The organism is Nostoc sp. NMS9 (assembly GCF_017114995.1).
GTDB lineage: Bacteria > Cyanobacteriota > Cyanobacteriia > Cyanobacteriales > Nostocaceae > Nostoc.
This window is the reverse complement of sequence record NZ_JABXKL010000093.1, coordinates 18,406-41,792: the sequence shown is the minus strand read 5'-3', so window position 1 is coordinate 41,792 and position 23,387 is coordinate 18,406. Positions and strand designations below refer to the sequence as shown.

21 protein-coding genes are annotated in these 23,387 nt (G+C 41.8%); 11 read left to right on the top strand and 10 right to left on the bottom strand.

The features are described 5' to 3' along the window. Positions 1–136: 136 nt before the first annotated feature. Positions 137–1,474 carry a 5-histidylcysteine sulfoxide synthase gene (gene ovoA, locus HWQ40_RS31650; RefSeq protein WP_292785856.1) on the bottom strand — a complete coding sequence of 446 codons (1,338 nt, stop codon included), beginning with the start codon at positions 1,472–1,474 and terminating at the stop codon, positions 137–139. 768 nt (positions 1,475–2,242) lie between these two features. Between ovoA and HWQ40_RS31645 the strand changes: the two genes are divergently transcribed. Further along, positions 2,243–3,238: a glycerophosphodiester phosphodiesterase gene (locus tag HWQ40_RS31645; protein ID WP_292785855.1), complete on the top strand. Its 996-nt coding sequence runs from the start codon at positions 2,243–2,245 to the stop codon at positions 3,236–3,238. 35 nt (positions 3,239–3,273) lie between these two features. Continuing rightward, positions 3,274–4,449, top strand: coding sequence for a DUF3466 family protein (locus HWQ40_RS31640; RefSeq protein ID WP_292785853.1), 1,176 nt, complete (start codon positions 3,274–3,276; stop codon positions 4,447–4,449). Between the two features lie 153 nt (positions 4,450–4,602). Here the strand turns inward: HWQ40_RS31640 and HWQ40_RS31635 are convergent, their stop codons facing one another. The 4 genes from HWQ40_RS31635 to HWQ40_RS31620 form a co-directional block, all read right to left on the bottom strand. Beyond that, on the bottom strand, positions 4,603–5,298 hold the full coding sequence (locus tag HWQ40_RS31635) for a class I SAM-dependent methyltransferase (RefSeq protein ID WP_292785851.1): 696 nt from the start codon (positions 5,296–5,298) through the stop codon (positions 4,603–4,605). A gap of 218 nt (positions 5,299–5,516) precedes the next feature. Further along, positions 5,517–6,614 carry an iron-containing redox enzyme family protein gene (locus HWQ40_RS31630; protein WP_292785887.1) on the bottom strand — a complete coding sequence of 366 codons (1,098 nt, stop codon included), beginning with the start codon at positions 6,612–6,614 and terminating at the stop codon, positions 5,517–5,519. A gap of 239 nt (positions 6,615–6,853) precedes the next feature. Next, complete coding sequence (locus HWQ40_RS31625; protein ID WP_292785849.1) at positions 6,854–8,698, bottom strand: penicillin-binding protein 2; 1,845 nt, start codon at positions 8,696–8,698, stop codon at positions 6,854–6,856. A gap of 20 nt (positions 8,699–8,718) precedes the next feature. Further along, positions 8,719–9,399, bottom strand: coding sequence for a hypothetical protein (locus HWQ40_RS31620; RefSeq protein WP_292785847.1), 681 nt, complete (start codon positions 9,397–9,399; stop codon positions 8,719–8,721). Between the two features lie 502 nt (positions 9,400–9,901). Between HWQ40_RS31620 and HWQ40_RS31615 the strand changes: the two genes are divergently transcribed. Further along, positions 9,902–10,102: a hypothetical protein gene (locus HWQ40_RS31615; RefSeq protein ID WP_292785845.1), complete on the top strand. Its 201-nt coding sequence runs from the start codon at positions 9,902–9,904 to the stop codon at positions 10,100–10,102. Between the two features lie 534 nt (positions 10,103–10,636). Then, complete coding sequence (locus tag HWQ40_RS31610; protein WP_292785843.1) at positions 10,637–10,969, top strand: hypothetical protein; 333 nt, start codon at positions 10,637–10,639, stop codon at positions 10,967–10,969. A 15-nt stretch (positions 10,970–10,984) separates the two neighbouring features. Here HWQ40_RS31610 and HWQ40_RS31605 read toward each other — a convergent pair whose 3' ends face one another. Then, complete coding sequence (locus tag HWQ40_RS31605; RefSeq protein ID WP_292785841.1) at positions 10,985–11,143, bottom strand: hypothetical protein; 159 nt, start codon at positions 11,141–11,143, stop codon at positions 10,985–10,987. A gap of 26 nt (positions 11,144–11,169) precedes the next feature. Between HWQ40_RS31605 and glgB the strand changes: the two genes are divergently transcribed. Both glgB and ligA read left to right on the top strand, forming a co-directional pair. Next, entirely contained in the window at positions 11,170–13,461 is a 2,292-nt protein-coding gene (glgB, locus tag HWQ40_RS31600; protein ID WP_292785839.1) for a 1,4-alpha-glucan branching enzyme, read from the top strand. A gap of 463 nt (positions 13,462–13,924) precedes the next feature. Then, on the top strand, positions 13,925–15,961 hold the full coding sequence (gene ligA, locus HWQ40_RS31595; protein WP_292785837.1) for an NAD-dependent DNA ligase LigA: 2,037 nt from the start codon (positions 13,925–13,927) through the stop codon (positions 15,959–15,961). Between the two features lie 224 nt (positions 15,962–16,185). Here ligA and HWQ40_RS31590 read toward each other — a convergent pair whose 3' ends face one another. Beyond that, a complete protein-coding gene (locus tag HWQ40_RS31590; RefSeq protein ID WP_292785835.1) occupies positions 16,186–16,962 on the bottom strand; it encodes a Uma2 family endonuclease in 777 nt (258 codons plus the stop codon). 97 nt (positions 16,963–17,059) lie between these two features. Here HWQ40_RS31590 and HWQ40_RS31585 point away from each other — a divergent pair, with 97 nt between their 5' ends. Further along, positions 17,060–17,263 (top strand): hypothetical protein, encoded by a 204-nt coding sequence (locus HWQ40_RS31585; protein WP_292785833.1) that lies wholly within the window; start codon positions 17,060–17,062, stop codon positions 17,261–17,263. A gap of 78 nt (positions 17,264–17,341) precedes the next feature. After that, positions 17,342–17,467: a hypothetical protein gene (locus tag HWQ40_RS31580; protein WP_292785832.1), complete on the top strand. Its 126-nt coding sequence runs from the start codon at positions 17,342–17,344 to the stop codon at positions 17,465–17,467. 18 nt (positions 17,468–17,485) lie between these two features. On the opposite strand, the gene HWQ40_RS31575 is transcribed toward HWQ40_RS31580, so the two are convergent. Beyond that, positions 17,486–18,154 carry a cadmium resistance transporter gene (locus tag HWQ40_RS31575; protein ID WP_292785830.1) on the bottom strand — a complete coding sequence of 223 codons (669 nt, stop codon included), beginning with the start codon at positions 18,152–18,154 and terminating at the stop codon, positions 17,486–17,488. A 753-nt stretch (positions 18,155–18,907) separates the two neighbouring features. Between HWQ40_RS31575 and HWQ40_RS31570 the strand changes: the two genes are divergently transcribed. Beyond that, the gene (locus tag HWQ40_RS31570; protein ID WP_292785828.1) at positions 18,908–19,981 is read left to right on the top strand and encodes an aliphatic sulfonate ABC transporter substrate-binding protein; all 1,074 of its coding nucleotides are present in this window, start codon (positions 18,908–18,910) and stop codon (positions 19,979–19,981) included. Positions 19,982–20,151: 170 nt separating this feature from the next. Here the strand turns inward: HWQ40_RS31570 and HWQ40_RS31565 are convergent, their stop codons facing one another. Together HWQ40_RS31565 and HWQ40_RS31560 are read right to left on the bottom strand one after the other, a co-directional pair. Further along, the gene (locus HWQ40_RS31565) at positions 20,152–20,889 is read right to left on the bottom strand and encodes an SDR family oxidoreductase (protein WP_292785826.1); all 738 of its coding nucleotides are present in this window, start codon (positions 20,887–20,889) and stop codon (positions 20,152–20,154) included. A gap of 223 nt (positions 20,890–21,112) precedes the next feature. After that, positions 21,113–21,778 carry a phosphoribosyltransferase gene (locus tag HWQ40_RS31560; protein WP_292785824.1) on the bottom strand — a complete coding sequence of 222 codons (666 nt, stop codon included), beginning with the start codon at positions 21,776–21,778 and terminating at the stop codon, positions 21,113–21,115. An 804-nt stretch (positions 21,779–22,582) separates the two neighbouring features. Between HWQ40_RS31560 and HWQ40_RS31555 the strand changes: the two genes are divergently transcribed. Next, positions 22,583–23,083 (top strand): hypothetical protein, encoded by a 501-nt coding sequence (locus HWQ40_RS31555; RefSeq protein WP_292785822.1) that lies wholly within the window; start codon positions 22,583–22,585, stop codon positions 23,081–23,083. Positions 23,084–23,154: 71 nt separating this feature from the next. Next, entirely contained in the window at positions 23,155–23,346 is a 192-nt protein-coding gene (locus HWQ40_RS31550; protein WP_292785820.1) for a hypothetical protein, read from the top strand. Positions 23,347–23,387 lie beyond the last annotated feature (41 nt).

Below are 23,387 nucleotides of genomic sequence, written 5' to 3'. Positions count from 1 at the left end.
TTTAACAGCAAATAAAATACCTGCTGAACAATCGTACAACTAATAGCGATCTTGAGATAGAATTCGATCTCAGAACAGAAATTCAAAATCTTTTGCATCTCTGTAACCTTATAGTATGTGACTGAGGTATATTCTGTTAACTTTTGATATCTTGAACAATCCGAAAACCAGCGTGCTGATAAAAATTTGGACGGAACCAGTTGCGGTAATATTTTAAAGCTTCTGTACCATTAGTTATCCAACATCCTCCTAACATCATTTGATGTTTATCATCAAAAAAGATGGCAGAATTATCTTCATAAAGAAAATGAGGTTGGTATCCTGCAAGAGGGTTTAAGTTATTACTCAACCATTCCCAAACATTCCCACGCAAATCATACAATCCCGAAGAACTTTTGGCTGTTTCTAACATCCCAACTGGGCTAGGTGAGCCAAATTTTAAATTGAGATTATAATTGTTGATATCATCTGATAAACTATTACCATAAGTTGCTAAATGGTATTCTGGTTCACTTATTAAGCGAGTATCTTTCCCTTGCCAACGACAATAAGCCATTGCTTCATAATGATTGACTTCTACAGGCCAATCTAAAGGTAAGTCGATTTCATCAAACATGGCTCGATATTTGTAACTACCATTTTCATGTAACCAAAATTTAGGACATTGAATATTGTATCGATTTTTCCAATTCCAAGATCCTTCATCCCAATAATCTTGATTTTCGTAGCCACCAGCTTTTACAAAATAAATAAAATCGGCATTGGTAATCAGATATTTGCTGGCGAAAAAGGGTGCAACTTCAACAGTGCGATCGCCATAATCAATATCCCATCCATAAGTTGAATCATCTAAGGCTTTACCGAGTTTTACTACCCCACCAGCAACTTCTATCATTTCGTTCTGATGAGTGTAACCATTAAAAGGAGCATATTGCCAATTTTGAGGACGTCTCACTTTCTCAATTGGTAGTTGGCGAATTAACATCGAAGAAGTTTCAATGTGAATACGTTGGTGTTCAATCCCCATCATTAAAGCCCAAAGGGGATGATTGGGATGAATTGGCAGAGTAATTGGGGTTATCTTAATTAGTTCGGAAATCACAGAATATGCTTGTTCTCGATATTCCCAAGTTTGCGCAACTTGCGGCCATTGCAGATGAGCGATCGCTGCATTCAACTCTTCTGCTATTTCTGGATCAACTCCAATTTCAAACAAAATTTCATACTCTGGATTGAGGCGTTTTTCTAATAACCCCACCTGAATTAATTTATTGATGTAGAAAATAGCTGAATGTCCCAGATAAAAAATTAGAGGGTTTCTCAAAGGGTCAGGATTGAGATAAAATATCTCTTCCCCAACTAGACTTTTCAATAATATATCTTCAAGTTGCCAAGCATTCTCAAAGTAATCGAGGATAACTTGGTTATTACAACTATCTAGTTTTGGAGGTTGAGCAGATTGCAAACTATTCATGGTTAAATTGCTATTAGAGAACAATGAAACAAATTAATTATCTATAAATCCGATTTGATTCCTGAATTTACTTGCATAGGTAGGGAACACGGAATAAAAAAATAGATATGTACTGAGTTTTGTGAAAAACCAAATATGAGTCCGATAGAATGTGTTAAACAAAGTAGGATTGAAGCAGGTATCAAATAAGATTCTTAAATATGACAGATTTATTATTTAATAGCAATACTTCTTGTTGAATAATTAGTTTTTCAAATAATACTAAAGCCCTATCGACTTAGTGTAGTACAGCGGGTTTGACTAATTTAATATTTGTGGAATAATTAAACTATCAGCTAACAAGTAATGCAGTGAGAATAAACATAACTATATTATTAAAGTTAAAGACTATTGAAACTCTTACCAATGAAAAATTACAACCCTCTTTAGACAGTTTTATTTGTCTTGACTTATTTAGAGTTAAGTTAAAAAGAATTGTAGGTTGAGTAGCGATCGCAAAACTAAAAATACTTATTTTCTAGTCTCCCATAGAGAACTAAATTGTATTGAATTATGAGTTATTCTGGCTCTCGATCGATGTATTGGAACTAGATTTATCCACCTTTGATACTTATTAACGTAATATCGTTAACTTAATACGGTTGACAAAGTGGTCGGTCAAGGATATTTATTAGTTGACGTAAATGACTACAGCATCAAACCCTAGTAACACACTGCTTCTTAACGACATATTACGGATAGCTTGCTTCTGTGTAGGTGGGTAAAATAATGACTACAACTTTGCAAGATACATCTCCAATTATCATTGCACACCGAGGTGCTAGCGGCTATCGTCCAGAACATACTTTAGCTGCTTATGAGTTAGCCATCGCACTTGGGGCTGATTATATTGAACCTGATTTAGTTTCCACCAAAGATGGTATTTTAATTGCTCGTCACGAAAATGAGATTTCTCAAACCACCAACGTTGCAAGCCATGTAGAATTTGCTCATCTTCAAACCACTAAAATAATTGATGGCGAATCAAAAACTGGCTGGTTTACTGAAGACTTTACCCTAACAGAACTGAAAACACTACGAGCTAAAGAGCGAATTCCCCAACTGCGATCGCAAAATACCGCCTATGATGGACTCTTAGAAATTCCCACGCTGCAAGAAATTATCGATTTAGTCAAGGTTAAAAGTGGCGAAATTAATCGGACGATTGGCATTTACCTAGAAACTAAGCACCCAACTTACTTTCAATCTATTGGGTTAGCCCTAGAAGCACCTCTACTTGCAACTTTAACAGCCAACGGTTATCAGGGAGCTAACGCACCTGTTTTTATTCAGTCTTTTGAAGTAGGTAATTTACAAGATTTATCCACAAAGACTGATTTACCTCTAGTGCAATTGCTGAATAACAGTGGTAAACCTGATGATTTTGTCGTTAGTGGCTGCGAACGCACCTATACAGATTTAGTCACAGCATCAGGTTTAACAGAAATTGCCAAATATGCACAGGCGGTAGGAATTCATAAAAATTTACTGGTTCCTAGAGACAACAATGGTAAATTGCGATCGCCTACATCTTTAGTGATAGATGCTCATGCGGCTGGTTTGCTGGTTCATGTCTGGACTTTCCGCAATGAAGACTGTTTTTTGCCACTAGATTTTCAAGGAAATCCCCAAGGCGAATATAAACTATTTTTCAGCTTAGGTGTTGATGGTGTATTTAGCGACTACCCAGATACAGCAGCTTGCCACCCTACTGTTCAGTGGTAATTTGGTAGGGTAATAGAAAATCACGGCAAAGTAACATGGTTTTATTTAAGTGGAAATCCTGTATAACAGCAATAACCTTCACCGCAATCAGTCTTACTGCATCCAAGTCGGCATTGGCGGTATCTTTATACTCAGTTACTGACTTAGGCAATCTTACAGGAGAAGCTTACAGTTACGCTACAGATATTAATAACTCAGGTGAGATAGCCATTAATACTTTAAGCGGTTCTTTTTTTTACAGCAATGGTTCGCTCCAAAAAATTAGTCCCTTGCCTGGTGATAGTCAACTTGGAGTGACTGGTATCAATAACTTGGGGCAAGTAGTTGGTAATTCCATCGGTAAGACCGACAGTGATAATAACATCTTTATTTACAGTGGTGGAACAACGCAAAATACCGGTCTTAAAGGCATTCCTTATGCTATCAATGACTCAGGTGAGGTGGTTGGCGGTACAAGTGGTGGCGGTATATTCCCAAAACTTGCCTTTCCCTACGGAGCCGCTTTCCTATACAGCAATGGTACGACGACTATTATTAACAATAATTTAAAAGAAAATTATGTTGCCTATGGCATAAATAATCTAAGTCAGGTAGTTGGCATTTTCGGTTCTTCCGGCCGAGCCTTTTTATCCGACAACGGTGTAATCACTAATCTCGGTACCCTCCCTGGTGACAGGTACAGTCAAGCAAATGATATTAATGACTCAGGACAAGTCGTTGGTAGTTCGGGACTCACTGGCGTAAATGATAGTCGCGCTTTTTTATACAATTCTAGCACGGGACTTAAAGACCTTGGTAGGTTACGTCCTACAGATTTGTTTAGTACTGGTTTGGGGATTAATAATTTGGGTCAAGTAGTCGGGTTTTCTGGCACTAACAATAACTTTTTTGCCGCAGATGGTAATGGTTTACGGGCTTTTCTTTATAGTGATAACACTCTGTACGACTTAAATGACCTGATTGCTTCTAGTTCAGAGGCTGGCTTTACCTTGACAGCAGCATCTGCCATTAATAATAATGGACAAATTGTCGGTCGTGGTGCAATTAATGGTGAATTACACGCCTTCCTCTTGACGCCAATCTCATCTGTCTCTGTAGCTGAACCAACTTCAGGCTTTCCTATTTTGTCGTTCGGTGCTGGTGTAATTTTATTAGCAACGTTCAAGCGCAAACTTCACTCTAGCAGTGCAGCCATAGAACAAAGAAGTTAATGCAATAACTTCAAACAGACAAAATGATTAGTTGGGAATATGCATTTATAAAAATGCTTATTGAAAATCTTTGAGATATGTCTCTAGGCAGCACTTCGAGACATATCATACTTTAGGCAAGGGATGAAATCACTGCTAAGTTGTTCTCGATTTTCACAAACTAGTCATCACCTGAGCTAATTGATTAGATAAATCAACCACAGAACCCTGGCATTTTTTAAATAAAACTCCAGCTAAAAAATAATAATCGCCAGAATAAAATGCCATCTGATTTTTTTGGAGTTTTTCGATGTGCCTCTTTACCTTGGGGTCAGAGCTATAGTAGCCGAACTGCAAAGGTAACACCATGAAGTTTTGAACATAATAACCATTTTCTTTTGCTATGTTCAACGTATTTATTGGATTAGAAAAGCTAGATATTAAAACCAATACATTTTCATAACCTAACGATAAAAGCTCGTTGGTAACGGTGGCTCCATCTACACCACCAAATAAGAGTGGCATATAAATATCGTTATCTGGTGCGGGGAGATAGGGCGGATTGGCTACAAGATACTCGGCATCGGGTTGAGAAGAATTAAACAAAGATGAATTATGAATGATGTATTTATTAGTGAGATTGTATTCATCAATGGTTGAATTTGCGACTTTCCATGCAGAAGTATTTAATTCAAATCCCTGGATGACTCCATCAAACTTGTTTCTCAATAATGAATTAATTACAGGGCTGCCATCTCCTGAACCAAACTCCACAATAGATTCGGAATTTTGGCAATTTCTGATCACAAAACTTTCTAAGCAATTTGAGTAGAAATTAGATTCTTCAGGACAAAAAAAGATATCTTTCATTTGACTGCACTTCAAAGTGTATGGTATAATCAATGCAATATGAGGTTTTTTATTACCTTAGTATTAAGGCAATAAAAAACTGTTCCTTTAGTAAAGGGTTACTAAAGAAATGTTTTTCCAAGAGAATTAGCAATAAAATCACTTAGAATGTCAAATTAAAATGCCAAGAACAACCTGCTATTGATAATTTTTGGGATTGCTCATACGAGTAAAGCGGCTTATTCGGCTTGGCGTATTGATCGCATAACAGCACCAGCGGCGCGATCACCCATTCGCTTCTCTTGGTCATAGCCAAGCAGCAGTTCCCACGCATCATTGGGATATAGTTCTGCCAAAGACAGAGCTACATCATCTAACATCCAACGACCGTGGCGTTCATCTTCTTTGATATGCAGTTCCCAATAACCCATCGCCGCCTCTGATAGTTCCAGTCGTTGCGCCGCCGCCAGATAGTTTTTGTAAGTCGCAGGGCCAGCCACCTCAAAATATGTCAACGCGCCACTGTAACGTAAGAAATAGCGTTTGCGATCGGTGGTCAAAAAGTTATGATTATCGCAAGCTAAGACTTCCCAAGGCACTAAATCGAAGTATCCTTCCGGTTCAGTGTTCATCCCAAACTCAGCCAGCATTTGAGCAAAAAATGTCGAGTGCTTGCGGGATAAACGACCGTTGCCGTACTCTTCTAATAGTACTCGCACCAGCGTACACTGCACTTCATTAGCAGCACCACCTAATACGTAACAAAGACGACTACCTTCAACCAAACCATCAAAGGAGCCGATCGCAAGCAAATGACGATAGCCAGCTTCAGTCATTTCCTCACGAATGTAGCGGCTATTCTCCGACAAAGGTGGATTTAAATCGGCAGATGCACGCTCAATTAAAGCTTGTTTTACATCCAATTCTTGCAATGCAGCCACATCGATTTGCGCCAATTCCCACTGTTGCCAAGCAGCTTCAATTTTGTCACGACAGGAGTACAAATACAGCGATCGCTCATTGTTATAATGCCGCAAATCGTCGTACCAAAACAGTTTTAGCCGATTAATTCGATAAAGTATCCGTTGGAGAAAACGGTGAGCCTGTTCATCAGAGCGATCTTTTCCATAAGCAGCGCCAATTGCCATATAGAACGACTGTTCAAACTCACTGGCTATTGAAGGTTTTGCATCCAGTTTACTGTCCAAATCCTCCATTGCTAGCAGTTTTATAAATTGCTCCTCAGCACGGTCGTACTTGGTAATTGTTCTTTCTTTAGTTTGCGTGCTATTTTTCGCAGCCCCAGCCTTAGGAAATATAACTAAATTGCTTTGCATGGAATCTTCGGTAGCTTTGGAAGAAAAGTGAGAAATTACTTTCACCTCTAATACTTAAGTTTTCACACAAGTAGCTTTCTGTACATCTTTCCCTGGTTATAAAGAAAGATTAAGTTTCAAAGGAATGGGGAATGGGCAGAGGGGTAGGGAGCAGGGGAGCAGGGGAGCAAGGGAGAAGTGCAGTAAGTTTTTCCCCTCTGCCTCTTGTGCCCAATGCCCAATGCCCCCTACCCCCTTCCCTACGGCACTCCCTTCTGTTGCTCAATTGCCTTACTGGGCGGAATTTGCTCAAGAGGAATCAGTGCTTCCATCACCGACTTCACAATTGGCGCGGCGACAGTAGAACCATAGGCACTTTCTCCTTTTGGCTCATCCACCAGTGCAAATACTACATAGCGAGGAGATTCCACGGGTAAAATAGCGACGAAACTGGTCATTCTAGCACCCTTGATGTATCCGCCATTGGGACTAGCTTTTTGGGCTGTACCAGTTTTACCAGCAATGCGATATCCCGGAATTTGTGCTGGCTTACCGCTGCCTTGAGTAACAACAGTTTCCATCATTTCCACAACCTTTTGAGTTGTTGCGGTTGAAAAAATTTGGCGGGGGATGGTGTGAGTAGGTGAATCATGCATCTGCCCTTTGCTATCAATCAACCCGCGAACTACATGGGGTGTAACTAACTTACCGCCATTAGCTAAAGCACCGTGCATTTGCACTAGCTGTAACGGTGTCATGGAAAAGCCTTGTCCAAAGGAAGTAGTAGCTGGTTCAATTGGTGAAGCGATAAATTCTTCTTGACTTTTGAGCCTTCCGCCGACTTCAAAAGGTAAATCTGTATCAACTTTTTGTCCTAGCCCTAAACGTTCTAACCAGTTGTAGTAGATTGAAGGCTTTAAACGTTGGATAATTTGCACCATGCCAATATTGCTAGAATATTGCAAAATCTGAGCGATGCTGATTCGCCCATTACCATTATTCATGGCATTTTTGATGGTGTAATTAGCGACTCGAATAGAACCAGAGTCATTAAACATATCATCTGGTTTGATGATGCCATTTTCCAGAGCGATCGCCACATTCAAAGGTTTAAAAGTCGATCCCGGTTCATAAAGATCCGCTACTGTCCAGTTTTTAAATAGCGAGATATCAGATTTAGTATATTCATTCGGATTATAAGTAGGCTGAGAAACGAGGGCGAGTAAAGAACCATCCAATGCATCCATGACAATTACTGCCCCACGTTTAGCGTCAAACTTCTCCATCTGTTGTTTGAGCGCAATCCGAGCAATTCGTTGCAGACGGCTATCGATAGTGAGTTGTAATCGCAAATCGTCAAAATGCAAAAAACCTTCGGGCGCCCGATCTGGCATCAGGGCCCCATTCCCCGACCGACTAAGCCGCACCGTTTGCACAGGACGTTCTAGCAACTTCTCTTGAGAGTATTCCACACCAGCTTGACCACGGCGGTCAACATTCACATAGCCCACCACATCAGCAACCAAATCGTCTGGCGGGTAATATCGGGAGTATTTTTGAATCCACTCCAGGCCATTTAAGCGCAAAGAGATGACGCGATCGATAATTTCTTCTGGTAAGGCTGGCGCAAGTATAATTCCGCTTCTTTTGCTTTGAAAAGTTTTCACCAATTCAGCAGTATCTTTTGCCAAAATTGGAGCAAGTCGCTCTGCCATATCTTCATTAGACTTATCAAACAGCTTGGGATGAGCGTACAAAGTATATACAGGACGGTCAATAGCCAACAGATCGCTATTGCGATCTACCACTGGGCGACGGGGCATAAAAGGTCGCACATTCACCATTTGCTGGTTGCGTGCTTGCTCAGTTAACTTTGGCCCCTTGACAATTTGGAGATTATACAAGTTAATAGCCAACCCCAACCCTGATGCCATTAATACGCCCCAGACGATGAACAGTCGAGACTTAGAGTTGGATATTTGGTCTTGCATATTAGAGGCTAATTGTCCCAAAAGCCCTCGTTTCTCACCCTTGTCTTTGTGTCGCCCTGTAAATTTTGAATTCCGAAACTTTCTGAATTTTGTTTTGCTTGGTGACTTCTGCATTGGGTTCTGACGAATTACGATTAGTATCCCAGTGGCGAGAGTGTTTGCGGTTGGGTTTCAGAATTTGGCGTTGTGTTGGGCGATGCTGGCTTAGGACTCTGAGATGCTGGAGGCAAGAAAATCATTCCTTCAGGAGTTGGCGATACCAGCCCTGCTGTTGGTTGTTCTGCTTCATTAGCCATTTTATTTTTCAGCGTCGCGTTGGTTGTCGTTAGCAGCCGTTCATGACGTTGGAGGCTTTGCAGTCTGCGATATGACTGACCCCAAAGCTCTTGAGAATATACTGTCCAACCATAAACAGCAAGTGTCGATGCTACTAACAAGAACGCTAAAACTGACGAATAACGATGAAAGGTATATAAGCGCAGCAACCACAAAGGTGCGGCTCCAGAATTAGGCATTGTGGGAAGGCCAAGAAAACCTACCCCCAGAGTCTTTTGGTTCGCATTCAACTGCTCATTGAGATTTGGTAATTGTTGTCTACCCAACTGTTTCACCGATTTGGCTATAACTGCCTCATTTGTGGGAGAAACCGCTAAATTTTTTGAGGAACGCTGTTGTTTTTGAGAGGATACTGGTGTAGAAGCGCTCCGTGCTGCTGACTCCATACGCGCAGAGCGTCGCCTCCCTAAAGAAAGGATAGAATCTCGCCGGAACCAATTACCCCTTGTAGAAACAGTAGATTTACGAGCAACTACCATAAATTTTTAAATTTTTTTAGATGGGAAATACTGCACTTTCGATTGATTGTCTTGATTGTCTGTTTTTGCTATGGTTAAAATAACCTTCTGGGCAACAAGCACACATAACAGACTATACCCTTTTAACTTTTCTGATAGGTAGCTGTATAAATGTTTGCATCCCCTAGATATGCAATGTTTGCAATCAGCGATTAGAAACTGGACAGCTTACCTTTTAGGTATCGCACCTAAAGTATGGCAACGTCATGTAGCAAGATGCAATACTCTGTGAAAAAAATAAAATTTTTTGCTATCATAGCTCCATTTGCTAAATAAGTTGGTAATTTTCGCTTCGCTCCTGAGTTAAGAGAAACTAATCAGGATACGTAATTCCCAAAACAATACCCCAAAGGATTGTTTTTTTTAAGTATGTAATCTCGCAGAATTTAAAAAAAGCAATAAATACGGTATCGTATTCAACAGGCGAAAAATTGTTCTAGCCACAATTGGTGAAAGAGGAGTTATGAAAACAAAAATCTTTGGTTTTGCTCTAATGTTAAGTCTGGCTGCAATTCTTGGGGCCTGTGAAGGTGGTGGTGGTGATGGTGCTGGTACTGCTACTCCAGCTGCTACAGGTGAACCAACTGATGCACCTGCTAAGTCTACTCCTGCCACGACTCCCGCAGCGACTCCCGCAACTACTCCCGCAGCGACTCCTAAATAAGGCATCTTAAACTTTAGTTGAAATCGCGCCCAGAACTACTTAGTGACACCATTCCTCACTACATAGCTCGAAACACCGCTCGAATTAATTGGGTTCACGTGGGTTCACGAAAAAACCTCATTTTTATGCTGGTTTATCAGAGCCTAGAGTTTGCTCTTTGCTCAAATATCAACTAAGTAGGGCAGGAAGTAGAGGACACTGGTAAAGAGGGTTATGTCCTCTACCAAGTGTCCTTCTGAAAGTCCCGCCCGCTCAAACCTTGTTATCAGTCCAAGGGGGTTGAGTGAATCTAAGCTATTTTGTAGGCAGATACTTCCCTCATTCATTTGGCATTTTAAATTACTTATACTACTGAGTTTTGAGAGGGTAAAATAATTTATTGCGTCGCTGGCAATTGCTTTTGAGCATTCCTGTAGTCTATTCCGTATCAGGAAAGACCTGGTTATCTGCTTTGATATTGCCAGATTTTTATTGGGAAAATTTGGGCATGAGAAAAACAGATTTTCATCCTGCGTTGTGAACGTAGTTCCGGAGATGAGGAGAGTTAAAACGAGAAAATCTATAAAATTACTGAGCTTAATTGTAATTACTGTAACTTCGATTGTCTTAAGTAGCTATTGGAGATCGGCAGCAATAGCATTACCGCCACCAGAGGATACACCAGAAGAAATATTACGGACAAAGATTATTATAGAAGCGCGATCGCCTATTGATGGAAGATTCCTAACAGCTGCCGAGTATGTCCAATTGCAAGCCCAGCTGCAAGAAGTCCCGCCACCAAAACTAAACCCCAAAATTCGAGAACAGATTTTCTTGCTTCGCTTACGTAAAACATTATTGCAGTTTTTCCCATTTTTAAATTTTTGATAAATTCGTTATTAGTCATTTGTCATCCATCCTCTGCCCCATGTCCCATACCCAATGCCCAATGCCCAATACCCAATGCCCAATACCCCATTCTGATGTAGGATAACGGTGGCGACAAAATTGCAAATAAATGTAAAGAATATATATAGATATTAAAAAAGTAGATTTAGTCAATTACGTTATTTCACTTAGGTAGCTTCATGTCCATGACCACGATCGCCCCTGAACAGGTTAACAGCATCGTTTGGAATCAGCATAACGATCCCTTTGAAATTCTAGGTTCTCATCCCATAGAGCAAGACGGCAAAACTGTCTGGGCTGTGCGGGCCTACTTACCAAATGCAAGTGCAGCATGGGTCGTTCTTCCTGAACAACGCAAGGAATACCCAATGCAAACGGTGCACGATCCTCACTTTTTTGAATGCACCATTGAAACTGCCGAACTGGCAAACTACCAGTTACGGATTAAAGAAGGAGAACATGAGCGTGTCATCTATGACCCTTACGCTTTCCGTTCTCCCCGCTTGACAGATTTTGACTTGCATTTGTTTAGTGAAGGCAACCATCACCGGATATATGAAAAACTGGGAGCGCACCCCACGGAAATAGACGGTGTTAAAGGTGTTTATTTTGCCGTTTGGGCACCTAACGCTCGTAATCTTTCATTGTTGGGAGATTTTAATCTCTGGGATGGACGTAAAAACCAGATGCGTAAAGGCCCCACCGGAGTTTGGGAATTATTTATTCCTGAAATTGGAGTAGGGGAGCATTACAAATATGAAATCAAAAATTTTGAAGGACACATTTACGAAAAATCCGATCCCTACGGTTTCCAGCAGGAACCCCGTCCGAAAACAGCATCCATTGTCACTGATTTAGATGCTTACAGTTGGAGTGATGAAGACTGGATGGAAAAGCGGCGTCGCACTGAGCCGCTCACTCAGCCAGTTTCAGTTTACGAAGTGCATTTAGGCTCTTGGTTACACGCTTCGAGTGCAGAACCAGCTAAACTCCCCAATGGTGAAACTGAACCTGTAGTTGTTGTTTCGGAACTGAAACCGGGCGCACGCTTCCTTACCTACCGAGAACTGGCAGACCGACTCATTCCTTACGTCAAAGAATTAGGATACACCCACATAGAAATGCTGCCCATTGCGGAGCATCCCTTTGATGGTTCTTGGGGTTATCAAGTAACTGGTTACTATGCCCCTACCTCCCGTTTTGGCAGCCCCGAAGATTTTATGTATTTTGTTGACAAATGTCACAAAAATGATATAGGGGTAATTGTGGATTGGGTTCCTGGTCACTTCCCCAAAGATGGACATGGTTTAGCTTTCTTTGATGGTAGCCACCTGTACGAACACTCTGACCCCCGCAAAGGCGAACACAAAGGATGGGGTACTTTGGTGTTCAATTACGGTCGTCATGAAGTCAGTAATTTCTTAGCAGCAAATGCCCTCTTCTGGTTCGATAAGTACCACATTGACGGGATTCGTGTCGATGCTGTTGCCTCGATGCTCTACAATGATTATTGCCGCGAACCAGGAGAATGGCTGCCCAATCAGTACGGTGGCAGAGAAAACCTAGAAGCAGCAGATTTTCTGCGTCAAGTAAATCACATTATCTTTAGCTATTTCCCTGGCATTCTCTCAATTGCGGAAGAATCTACTTCCTGGCCAATGGTATCTTGGCCCACCTATACAGGCGGACTGGGTTTTAACTTGAAGTGGGATATGGGCTGGATGCACGATATGCTGGATTACTTCAGCATGGATCCTTGGTTCCGTCAGTTCCACCAAAACAATATCACCTTTAGTATGTGGTACAACCACAGCGAGAACTTCATGCTGGCCTTGTCCCACGATGAAGTGGTACATGGCAAGAGCAATATCATCGGTAAAATGCCAGGGGATACATGGCAGAAGTTAGCTAATGTACGTTGTTTATTTAGCTATATGTTTGCTCACCCAGGTAAAAAAACCATGTTTATGAGCATGGAGTTTGGGCAGTGGAGTGAGTGGAATGCTTGGGCTGATTTGGAGTGGCATTTATTGCAACATGAAGCCCACCAACAGTTAAAAACGTTTTTCCGGGAATTGAACCATCTCTACCGTTCTGAACCAGTCTTGTATACCCAGGATTTTGCTGAACCTGGGTTTGAGTGGATTGATTGTAGCGATAACCGCCATAGTGTAGTTTCCTTCATCCGTCGTGACAAGGATTCTGATGATTTTGCGATCGTCGTTTGCAATTTTACACCACAGCCCCATTCTCACTATCGTATCGGTGTACCGCAAAAGGGATTTTATACCGAGTTGTTTAATAGTGATGCGCGTCAGTATGGCGGCAGTAATATGGGCAACTTAGGTGGTAAATGGGCGGATGATTGGTCTTTGCACAGTCGTCCCTATTCCCTGGATTTGTGTTTACCACCTTTGGGTGTGTTGATTCTCAAGTTGGATAAGAAGAAGACTGCTGAGGTAATTGGATAACAATTTGGGGTGGGGTGATGCCCCAACCTACAGATAATCTTGCCTATTCACAGCTACTCAACCCAGTTTTCTAATAGACTCTGGTGAAATTAAATATACGTTATTCATAACCCTTGTAGAGACGTAGCAGTGCTACGTCTCTACATTTTTTTACAGCAGATTGGAACTTCTCTACGAGAGGCTACGCCAAGGTGAGCTACAGATAATCGTAGGAGCACAACATGTTGTACCCCGACTTCATTTACTCGCGATCGCTCTACATTTTTTACCAGTGGAATTATACTTAGTACTCAGGGTAAGGGTACTACTGAAGTTGGCGATGCGATCGCCCTATGCAAGTATTGGTTAGCAGGGGATTTGGTAAAACTTATTTAGCTTTTGATATGGCTGAAAAGCCAAAATTTTGTATAGTACAAATGTATGATTTGTTAGCCCTAATCCGAGATATTTTATAATAATTCTAATGACACAGATTAAGCCGGAAGTAAAGCGTACAGAAGAATTGCGCCAGTTATTGCAACAAGCAAGCTATGCTTATTACGTCTTAGATGCTCCAATCATGGAGGATGCAGTCTATGACCAGCTATATCGAGAATTGCAACAGCTGGAAACTCAATATCCAGAATTGACAGCACCTGATAGTCCGACTCAGCGCGTAGGTGAGAGGCCAGCAACGCAGTTTACCTCGGTGCGGCACAATATTCCCTTGTACAGTCTGGAAAATGCCTTCAACATTGGTGAATTGCAAGCATGGGAGCAGCGTTGGCGGCGACAAGTACCAAAAATAGATTCAGTGGAATATGTCAGTGAACTTAAAATTGATGGTTCTGCTTTAGCTCTTACTTACCAAAATGGCATTCTAGTTAGAGGGACAACTAGGGGTGATGGGGTAACGGGTGAAGAGATCACCCAAAATGTGCGGACAATTCGCTCAATTCCCTTACGTTTGAATTTTGAAGGGTTAGAAATTCTAGAAAGGGTGGAAGTGCGAGGTGAGGCGTTTTTGCCGTTGGAAGTATTTAAACAAATCAATGAGGAAAGACAAAAAGCAAGTGAGCAATTATTTGCCAATCCCCGTAATGCCGCAGCTGGTACACTCAGGCAACTAGACTCCCGCATTGTCGCTAAACGCCGATTAGATTTCTTTGGCTACACTCTGCACATTCCTGGTAGAGATGACACCAGTATTGCTAATACCCAATGGGAAGCTTTGGAGTTGTTGGAAAAGATGGGTTTTCGAGTTAACCCTAACCATAAACTCTGTGCTTCGATCGCAGAAGTGGCAAAATATTACGAATATTGGGACACGGAACGGCTGAATTTACCCTACATGACTGATGGGGTGGTGGTGAAGCTGAATTCTTTTAAACTTCAGGAACAGCTAGGGTTTACGCAGAAATTCCCCCGGTGGGCAGTAGCCTTAAAGTACCCAGCCGAAGAAGCACCTACTCGTGTGGAAAATATTGCTGTAAATGTGGGACGAACGGGCGCGTTAACGCCATTAGCAGAGATGCGCCCAGTGCAACTGGCGGGAACAACGGTTTCTCGCGCCACTTTACATAATAGCGATCGCATTGCTCAATTAGACATCCGCATTGGCGATACTGTCATCGTCCGCAAAGCTGGAGAAATCATTCCAGAAGTGCTGAGGGTAATCAAAGAACTCCGTCCCGCTGACACCGAACCCTTCGTTATGCCTACCCATTGCCCAGTCTGCGGTCAATTAGTGGTGCGAGAATCAGGTGAGGCGGTGACTCGGTGCGTCAATGCTTCCTGCGCGGCGATTCTTAAAGGTTCCATCGAACATTGGGTAAGTCGTGATGCCTTGGATATTAAAGGTATGGGCGAAAAGTTGGTATATCAACTCGTAGATAAAGGTTTGGTGCATTCCGTTGCCGATTTATATGAGTTGACAGCAGAGAAATTATGTGAACTAGAAAGGATGGGGAAAAAGTCGGCAGAGAAATTAATCGATGCGATCGCTCAATCAAAAAATCAACCTTGGTCAAGGGTATTGTATGGTTTAGGCATCCGTCACGTTGGCAGTGTAAATGCTCAATTGTTGACTCAGAAATATTTCACTGTAGACCAGTTAGCGACAGCAAAGCAATCAGATATTGAAGGCATTTACGGTATTGGTGCTGAAATTGCCCAATCAGTGTACCAGTGGTTTCGGATTGATGCCAACCAAAGGTTAATAGAACGCTTACAAGTAGAAGGATTGCAATTAACTGCCACCGAGGAAACAAAAATAATTGGTGATGGTAATCAAAAGTTCGCAGGTAAAACTTTTGTAATTACAGGTACATTGCCAACATTGAAGCGAGATGAAGCGAAGGTTTTGATTCAAAAAGCTGGGGGAAAAGTGACTGATTCAGTTAGTAAAAAAACAGATTATTTAGTATTAGGAGAAGATGCCGGTTCCAAGTTAGAAAAAGCAATTTCCTTGGGAATTACACAGTTAAGCGAGGCGCAATTGTTGGAGATGCTTGAAGATTGAAATAAGGTAAACGCCTGGAAAGCTATATATTTCGTGAACGAACCCAGGCAATTAACCCATACTTATCAATCAGCCCAAAAGCATGACCGCTACAACCTGCATGTCCCCGATTTTTCAAATAAGTCGGCTATATTATTTTTTAGGAACGATTCAGGATTGCTATAGCAAACTAGTTGGTTTTGCAAAATCGGATGATTCTCGTAAGGGCAATTTATGAATTGCCTCTACTCAAACGGGGGCAAGTTATTCGGGTCAATACCCTGAGATTGCAAATAAGCAATCAGTCGTTCTTTCTGCTGGCGTTCTTGTTCAGCACGTTGACGTTCTTGTTCAGCACGTTGACGTTCTTGTTCAATCTGTTCTACAGCCCACGCTAACAAATTACCATCTCGATCCCACCAGCGCAACCAATACCCAGTGCGACCTTCTTTTGTTCCTTGCAAAGTTCCTAAAAATAAGCCCATTACATCAATCCAATGACGACCGTTTTCGTCGGGTTGCTTTAACTCATAGCGCTTATTTTCCAGTTGATAATATTCTAATAAACCGCCATAAGGTTCAAAAATCACGTAGATGGGAATCTGCAAAATTTGCTCGTATAAAAACCATTTTCCTGGTGGATAAGTTCGCTTGACCGAATATTCTCCACCGTCAGTATCGGATAAAAATTCGATAGCGATCGCCGGAATATCTCCTTCTAAATTGGGTGTATAACTTTTGCGATTAGCCACCACTTCATTAACCGACAGCACATAAACCCAGTCTGGTGCTTTGGCAATAAACTGACCGTTGACTGTCGCACAAAGACCAAAGTTTGAAGCTATCAACATCTGAGGTTGAATAAACCCACTGATTTCTAGGCCTTCACGCAAAGCACCAGCCAAAAGTGGCTGACCGGTATTCTCCACTGGTTCATCCTCTAGTTGAAAATCTTTGGGCAAGGCTTCCCAAGAGATTACCAGTTCTGTTGGTGATTTGGCTTGGCTGAGTTGGGTTGCCATAAACACAGCATGAATTTATTCTCGATCTTATCGCTTGGAGGAGGGCTATGGTGGGAATGGGAAATGGGGAAAAATTTGTTGTTTAACCCAATGCCCAATGCCCAGTCCCTTTTATTTACTCTTCAGGTTTATAACACCAGAGTCTTCACTTGCTATTCAGGATGGCGATCGCACTGAAGTAATCAGGGAATATCAAGCTTTAACGACAATTGGGAATAAGTATTTAATTCCCAATGCAATCCATCAGGAGAATAAGCAATTTTTTCAAGTTGATTACCATTTCTCCCGAAAAATGGCGTAAAGGATTCTTGATTTTTCTTGGAGTTTTGCGATCAGAAGGTTGACGAATAGTATTCACATACTCTTTTTGGCATACTAAGTGATAAAGAGCCACAAAATTCTTAGTGCGATCGCCGTATTTTTATTAAATTTCAATATTTCTTTGTTTCCAGTAATTCGGTTTGCGCTTACCATGCGCGATCGCAACTGCTTTGTCAGCACTTAATATAAGTGGTCATAGCAGTCAAGTGTTCGGTAGAAAAAGACGATAAGATTCGCTGTCCATCAAAATTCTGAAACCTAGCCACATCAGCACAAAGGGGAAAATCTTGCCAGCATAACGGCTGAGTACCAAGGCGATACCAGGTTGATGAGTCAAAGTATAAGACATAAATAACCAGCAGCAAACAATGAAATAGCAAACTGGTACGATCACGGCCAGATTTTGAATGCTGCTGCTGGCAAACAGAGGTATATAGATCCCAAGATTGTTACCGCCGTTAGAAATTGTTACCGCAGAGACGCGATAGGTTTGGGGATCGCGGATTATGTCCCAGAGCGATCGCTTTCTAGAATCAAATCCTTTAAATTTAGAGTTTCTTTTCAGATTAGCTGACTTATCTTCGTCTGAATTATCCTTATTCAAGTTAAACAAATTGTTCAAGCCAATGAGTATCGGTAGAATTCCCAATAGACCAATCCAAGTTGACGGAATTGCTAGACCGAGTAAGAAACCAAGGAAACTTACTGTCACTAATGCCGTGAACCCGATAATTTCGCCAACCACAACATGCTGAGGACGAAAAGTCCGATTAACCTCACTGAAGAAGGCAGTTAGATAAATATTGTCGTCAAACGTTGTCGCCACAGCAGTAGCTAGCCCGATCTTAATTGTTGCAATTAACCAATCCATCACCATTCCTCACTCAACACCTAATCTGATAAACGAAACTAGCGATCGCTTAACCTGAGAAATCAGCCCCACAAGATCGAGAAATATTAATATGAAAATGTGAGTTTCGCGCATCAAGTGTGACTCGACTTCTTATTTATTCAACTTAGTTATAATACAAGAATTACGTAGCATAATTACTAATAGTGGCGATGGAACATTATGCTACGCTTCTCTCAAATGCCTCACCCTATACATATAAAACATTTGTGTAAGTCCTAATAATATATAATAGGAATTACGCATTGACAAGAAATACCAAATAGGTGTGATTTCAAAAACCACACTGTAGGAACAATTCATGAATACACCCCTACGCTATGGGTGTATTTATCATCAAAAAATGATGAATAAAAGCCTGAAAAAACCTATTTTGGGAAACGCATACCATGATTAATTTGTACAGTGCGTAAGTCATAATATAATAAATATCCCCAAAAAATTTAACCCTCTGGCTGTATCGTCGTATGTAACGCGCCATTCATTTCCAGCATCAACAAAGGAGTCATTATGATTAGCCGTTTGATTGACCTTGTGCCTAGAAGCAGAGGTCAAAACATCTTACGGTGGTTCAGATCAGCCACTCGTAGATCGGCTACCTACAGGTTCGCAGTTCGGTTTTGCCTCGGATTTGTCTCGATTTTGGTTTTGACTCTAATTTTTGACGGTCATGCTGTTGCCACTTCTGAATCTGGCAATCAGATCTCCACTCTCATGAATCAGTTTAAACTACCCAAAAGCTCCATAATCCAGTTACTGGAGACTGTGGGACTGTTTATGGGGGGGATAATTTTCTGTGTAGTTTTGGATCGCTGGTTTTCTAACCGTCCCGAGCGCTCTAGCAATACGCCCTTAGCAGAGCAAGCGCGGCGGCTCAAGCAACTCAAAATAGGATATCCAGAAGGGATGACAAATCTGGAAGTTCTCCGTGCTCAAGGCTTGCTCGAAAGGCGTCTGCAACCATTTGGGCTGAGTGTCACCTGGACAAGTTTTTTATCAGCCTCTTCTCTGATAGAAGCACTCAGCAACGGGACGATAGACTTCTGCGGCGGTGGTGGCACGGCCAGCATTTTCTCTCAAGCAGCAGATCATGTATTTGTGCGGGTAGCTAAGGAAAAATATACCGCTCCCAAAGGTCAAGCGATTCTAGTACCGGAAGATTCGCTGATTCAGACGCTAGCTGACCTCAAGGGTAAAAAGATCGCTTTTGACAAAGGCTCAAGCGCCCATTATGTGCTAGTGCGATCGCTGGCAAAAGTCGGACTCGATTTTAGTGACATTGAGCCAGTTTATCTGACACAACCGGAGGCGCTACCCCGATTCCGCCGGGGTGAAATCGATGCTTGGGTGATTTGGGTTCCCTACACAGCTACTCTTGCCCGAAGCGCTTATCCAGGGCGATCGATTGCAGATTTAGAGAGCATATTTGGTGACAAAGCCTCCGTGGAAGTTCCGACCTATTACTACGCAATTCCAGAGCTGGTACGCGACTATCCTGACCTGCTCAAGGTGATTTTAGAAGAGGTAAACGAAGCTGGAGCTTGGGCTAAGAAACAGGAATTAGAAGCGGTTCAACGAATGGCAGAACACCATGAAATCGATCCATCTATTGTCGGAACTTTACAGCAACGTAGTGCTGAACGCGCCATCATCCCGATTGATGACCAATCGCTCACTGCTCTACAGCATCAGGCAAATATATTTAGAGATTTAAATCTGATTCCTGAGCGGGTGAATGTGAAAGATGGAACCTATAGCTTGCAGACTAAGCAAAACTGGACTTATTAATCTGACACTGACAATTTAGTACAGCTTTGCTTACAAATCGTTACGTTTTAAACGCAGAGGGACGCTAAGGAAAGCGCAGAGGTACGCAGAGTTTTTTTAAGCGAATTCTATACTTGCTTGTTCGGTGAGAGAGTTTATCTGAGCCGAATGCTTGCTCTATAAACCTAAATCTAAAGTTCTTGACGTGTCGGACGAATGATGATTTCATTCACATCAACATCATCGGGTTGCTCAATGGCGTATGCGATCGCACGAGCAATCGCATCTGCATCAATGGCGATCGCATAAAGTTGATTAATTCCGGCTGCTGTGTCTTTATCGGTAATCGTGTTAGCCAGCTCGGTGGCAACGGCTCCTGGTGAGATATTAGTCGAACGGATTTCACCATTTGACTCTAGTCGCAGCCCTTCAGAGATGGCTCGCACTGCGTATTTGGTAGCACAGTAGACGGCCGATCCTGCAAACACCTTATGTCCAGCCACTGACGATAGGTTAATGACGTGACCAGACTTTTGCTGACGCATAATCGGTAACACGGCAGCAATGCCATAGAGAACGCCCTTAATATTGATATCGATCATCCGATCCCACTCCTCCACCTTTACTTGGTCGAGGGGAGAAAGCGGCATCAACCCGGCATTATTGATTAGCACGTCGATCCGGCTGTATGTACTCAAAGTTTCCTTCGCTAAGGCTTCCACTTGGGCGCGATCTGCTACATCCGTTACTTGATAGGTTGCAGTCCCTCCTGATTTAGCGATCGCTGCAACCAATTCTTTCAGCCGATCTTCGCGTCGAGCAGCCAGCATCAGTTTGGCTCCACTAGCAGCAAGTCGCTTCGCAGTCGCCTCACCTAACCCACTGCTGGCTCCGGTGATGATTATCACTTTGTTTTGAATCTCAGACATATTTATTCCTGCGGGTTATTGAGTATGGATCGTGAAACATCGCGTGCTGTTTCAGATGAACTCAGCATTATTTAACCATATCAACTAGTTTGTATACTCGATCGACGTTTTTGTCTCGGCAACGTCACTAATAATCCGAACCGCTATCATCACGCCGTTTGAGTTCTGTCCCGTTAAAACTTCAGTTGGTGAGTTGAGACCATCTGATAAACTTAATCTTTATCTACATACCAAGAGGTATTGCTTCACCGTTCTTTGCCGCTTTTGCGAGTAGGTCGCGGACTTCTTCATCCGTAGTTTGAGGAAAGCTTTCGTACCAAAGACCAACGCTCTGAAAAGGGCTGGGTCTGGAGATGCAAACGATTTCGTCTACCTCAGCTTCTAACTCTTGGCAAGTTTCAGGTGCAGCTACAGGCACAGCAATCACAATCTGAGCAGGTTGCTGTTTTCGCACAGTTACAACAGCAGCCCACATCGTTGCACCCGTGGCTAAACCATCATCTACCAAGATCACTGTACGTCCTTGTAAATCTTTTAAGGGGCGATTTCCCCGATAAAGCCGTTCCCGCCGCTCTAACTCCCGTTCTTCTTGCACCGCCACTCTGACAATTACTTCATCGGATATCTTCACCAGGCTGATAATATATTTATTGACTATCCGCACACCACCAGAAGCGATCGCTCCCATCGCTAGTTCTTCTTGATCGGGCACACCCAATTTACGTACCACTAAAACATCTAAGGGAGCATTTAACGTTTTGGCAACTTCAAAAGCAACGGGTACACCACCCCTTGGTAGCCCTAATACCAGAACATCTGGGTCGTTAGCATAAGCGGTTAACTCCTTAGCCAAAACTTGACCCGCAAACCTCCGATCTTTAAATAGCATGGTGTGATATTCCTAATTAGTTTCTAAAAAATCAAATAAATATTTACATACGTTTGTTATTGGCTATCAACCTCAAACAATGGAGCAATTGAGCAAATTCCAAACTTGTTGTTATAGTTCAGATGTTCTGAATCGATCTTAGAAAGCTAAATATTCCCTGTCCTCCACTAACGGAGCGACATCTTTTATCTACAGTTCTATCAAACGGATGAGTTAGCTTTAATGCAACAAGATTTCTGCATCTTGCGCTGAGACTATTTTACTACTCCACACTCAATATCCGTCCCCAAATGGCTTGTTGAGGAGACACAGTGACGCGGTGAACTCTCGCTGTAGGGGGTTTACTGCTGTAGGTAACTGGTGTTAGCGTGAAGCAAAGTTATAGTGCGACCACAGGAGAAGGGTGACATGGAAAACCTAATGTTTAAGTAGGGGTGGATTTGAAAACTGCTATAAGTTTTGCCACTTGCTAACATTTACTGTTAGACTTTTACCGAGTATTTTTTTTACTGGAGGTTATTAAAAAATTACTTAATCGCTAGCAGATGCAAAAATCTCTGAAAATCCAGTGATAATTCAATTGTTAATTCTTTGCATATCCCCTGTTACTGACGTTGTGTTGATATTATCTTTACATTATCCCTAAATTGTGAATATGAGATAATGCACCATCTGTTTGTTCGTTATATAATGCTTAATATTACACACAAAAGTCATCAAAGTTACCCAATTAACACTTTTGAATAAAAATTAATAGGGTAGAATCACTGAATATGTTTGAAAATCAAAAGAAGGGTGTTTTTAATGATCGGCTTAACTAATTCAGAAAACGGCACAGTTAGCAGCACAGCAGCCACTAAGAGACTGGCAAGGGCGATGATGGTTTCTGGTGGAGAGTTTTCGCTGTTATTGGCGTGTTGTAACTGTGTTCAAAGGCAGCAGCAAGTGCTGAATTTGTTAACAGAATTTTCATCAGCAGATATCCACGAAATTTTGCTCTCACCTACGGTTGACAAGTTATACACAGCTATTACAAGTGAAATTGGTACTACTCAACCCGAAGCTTTGATGGTAAGGGGCTTAGAATCTGTAGTGGCAATTAACCAACTGATTATTAGTACCAATATCATGCGAGATGAGTTTCGGAAACAGTTTCAGTTCCCCTTGGTGTTGTGGGTCAATGATGAAATTCTGCGTAAGCTAGTCTGGCTAGCACCCGATTTCAAAGACTGGGCGGCTAGTACTATTAGATTTGATGTACCAAATAATCAGTTTGAATCTGAACAACAACCCATCAGCGCCTAATATTGCCTGAAATTACTTTCAAAATCTTATATACGTTAGGTTGAGCCGAGTAAAACCGAAGCTGATGTTCTGTGACATTCTTTTCTAAAATTACTTTTATTGAACCCTCCCTTACCAAAGTGAGATATAAAAACCCTTGGAAGCTATTTTCCAAAATAGAAGATGGTATGGGTGTCGGGTGTGTTATCGCCTTAGTAGACGTCACCCTAAAAAGTGTGGAAATTAAGCTGCGATCGCCAGATTTGTTTGAATCGTATAATTAAAGTCTTGAATTTGTTAAGCTAAAATTTTAATCGTTGCTGAC

Coding starts and splice junctions, on each gene's coding strand:
- HWQ40_RS31640 (WP_292785853.1), top strand. CDS start 3,274: ATGGTTTTATTTAAGTGGAAATCCTGTATAACAGCAATAACCTTCACC.
- HWQ40_RS31615 (WP_292785845.1), top strand. CDS start 9,902: ATGAAAACAAAAATCTTTGGTTTTGCTCTAATGTTAAGTCTGGCTGCA.
- HWQ40_RS31565 (WP_292785826.1), bottom strand. CDS start 20,889: ATGTCTGAGATTCAAAACAAAGTGATAATCATCACCGGAGCCAGCAGT.
- HWQ40_RS31590 (WP_292785835.1), bottom strand. CDS start 16,962: ATGGCAACCCAACTCAGCCAAGCCAAATCACCAACAGAACTGGTAATC.
- ovoA (WP_292785856.1), bottom strand. CDS start 1,474: ATGAATAGTTTGCAATCTGCTCAACCTCCAAAACTAGATAGTTGTAAT.
- ligA (WP_292785837.1), top strand. CDS start 13,925: ATGACACAGATTAAGCCGGAAGTAAAGCGTACAGAAGAATTGCGCCAG.
- glgB (WP_292785839.1), top strand. CDS start 11,170: ATGTCCATGACCACGATCGCCCCTGAACAGGTTAACAGCATCGTTTGG.
- HWQ40_RS31635 (WP_292785851.1), bottom strand. CDS start 5,298: ATGAAAGATATCTTTTTTTGTCCTGAAGAATCTAATTTCTACTCAAAT.
- HWQ40_RS31620 (WP_292785847.1), bottom strand. CDS start 9,399: ATGGTAGTTGCTCGTAAATCTACTGTTTCTACAAGGGGTAATTGGTTC.
- HWQ40_RS31645 (WP_292785855.1), top strand. CDS start 2,243: ATGACTACAACTTTGCAAGATACATCTCCAATTATCATTGCACACCGA.
- HWQ40_RS31560 (WP_292785824.1), bottom strand. CDS start 21,778: ATGCTATTTAAAGATCGGAGGTTTGCGGGTCAAGTTTTGGCTAAGGAG.
- HWQ40_RS31555 (WP_292785822.1), top strand. CDS start 22,583: ATGATCGGCTTAACTAATTCAGAAAACGGCACAGTTAGCAGCACAGCA.
- HWQ40_RS31625 (WP_292785849.1), bottom strand. CDS start 8,698: ATGCAGAAGTCACCAAGCAAAACAAAATTCAGAAAGTTTCGGAATTCA.
- HWQ40_RS31570 (WP_292785828.1), top strand. CDS start 18,908: ATGAATCAGTTTAAACTACCCAAAAGCTCCATAATCCAGTTACTGGAG.
- HWQ40_RS31575 (WP_292785830.1), bottom strand. CDS start 18,154: ATGGATTGGTTAATTGCAACAATTAAGATCGGGCTAGCTACTGCTGTG.
- HWQ40_RS31585 (WP_292785833.1), top strand. CDS start 17,060: ATGCCCAGTCCCTTTTATTTACTCTTCAGGTTTATAACACCAGAGTCT.
- HWQ40_RS31610 (WP_292785843.1), top strand. CDS start 10,637: ATGAGGAGAGTTAAAACGAGAAAATCTATAAAATTACTGAGCTTAATT.
- HWQ40_RS31630 (WP_292785887.1), bottom strand. CDS start 6,614: ATGCAAAGCAATTTAGTTATATTTCCTAAGGCTGGGGCTGCGAAAAAT.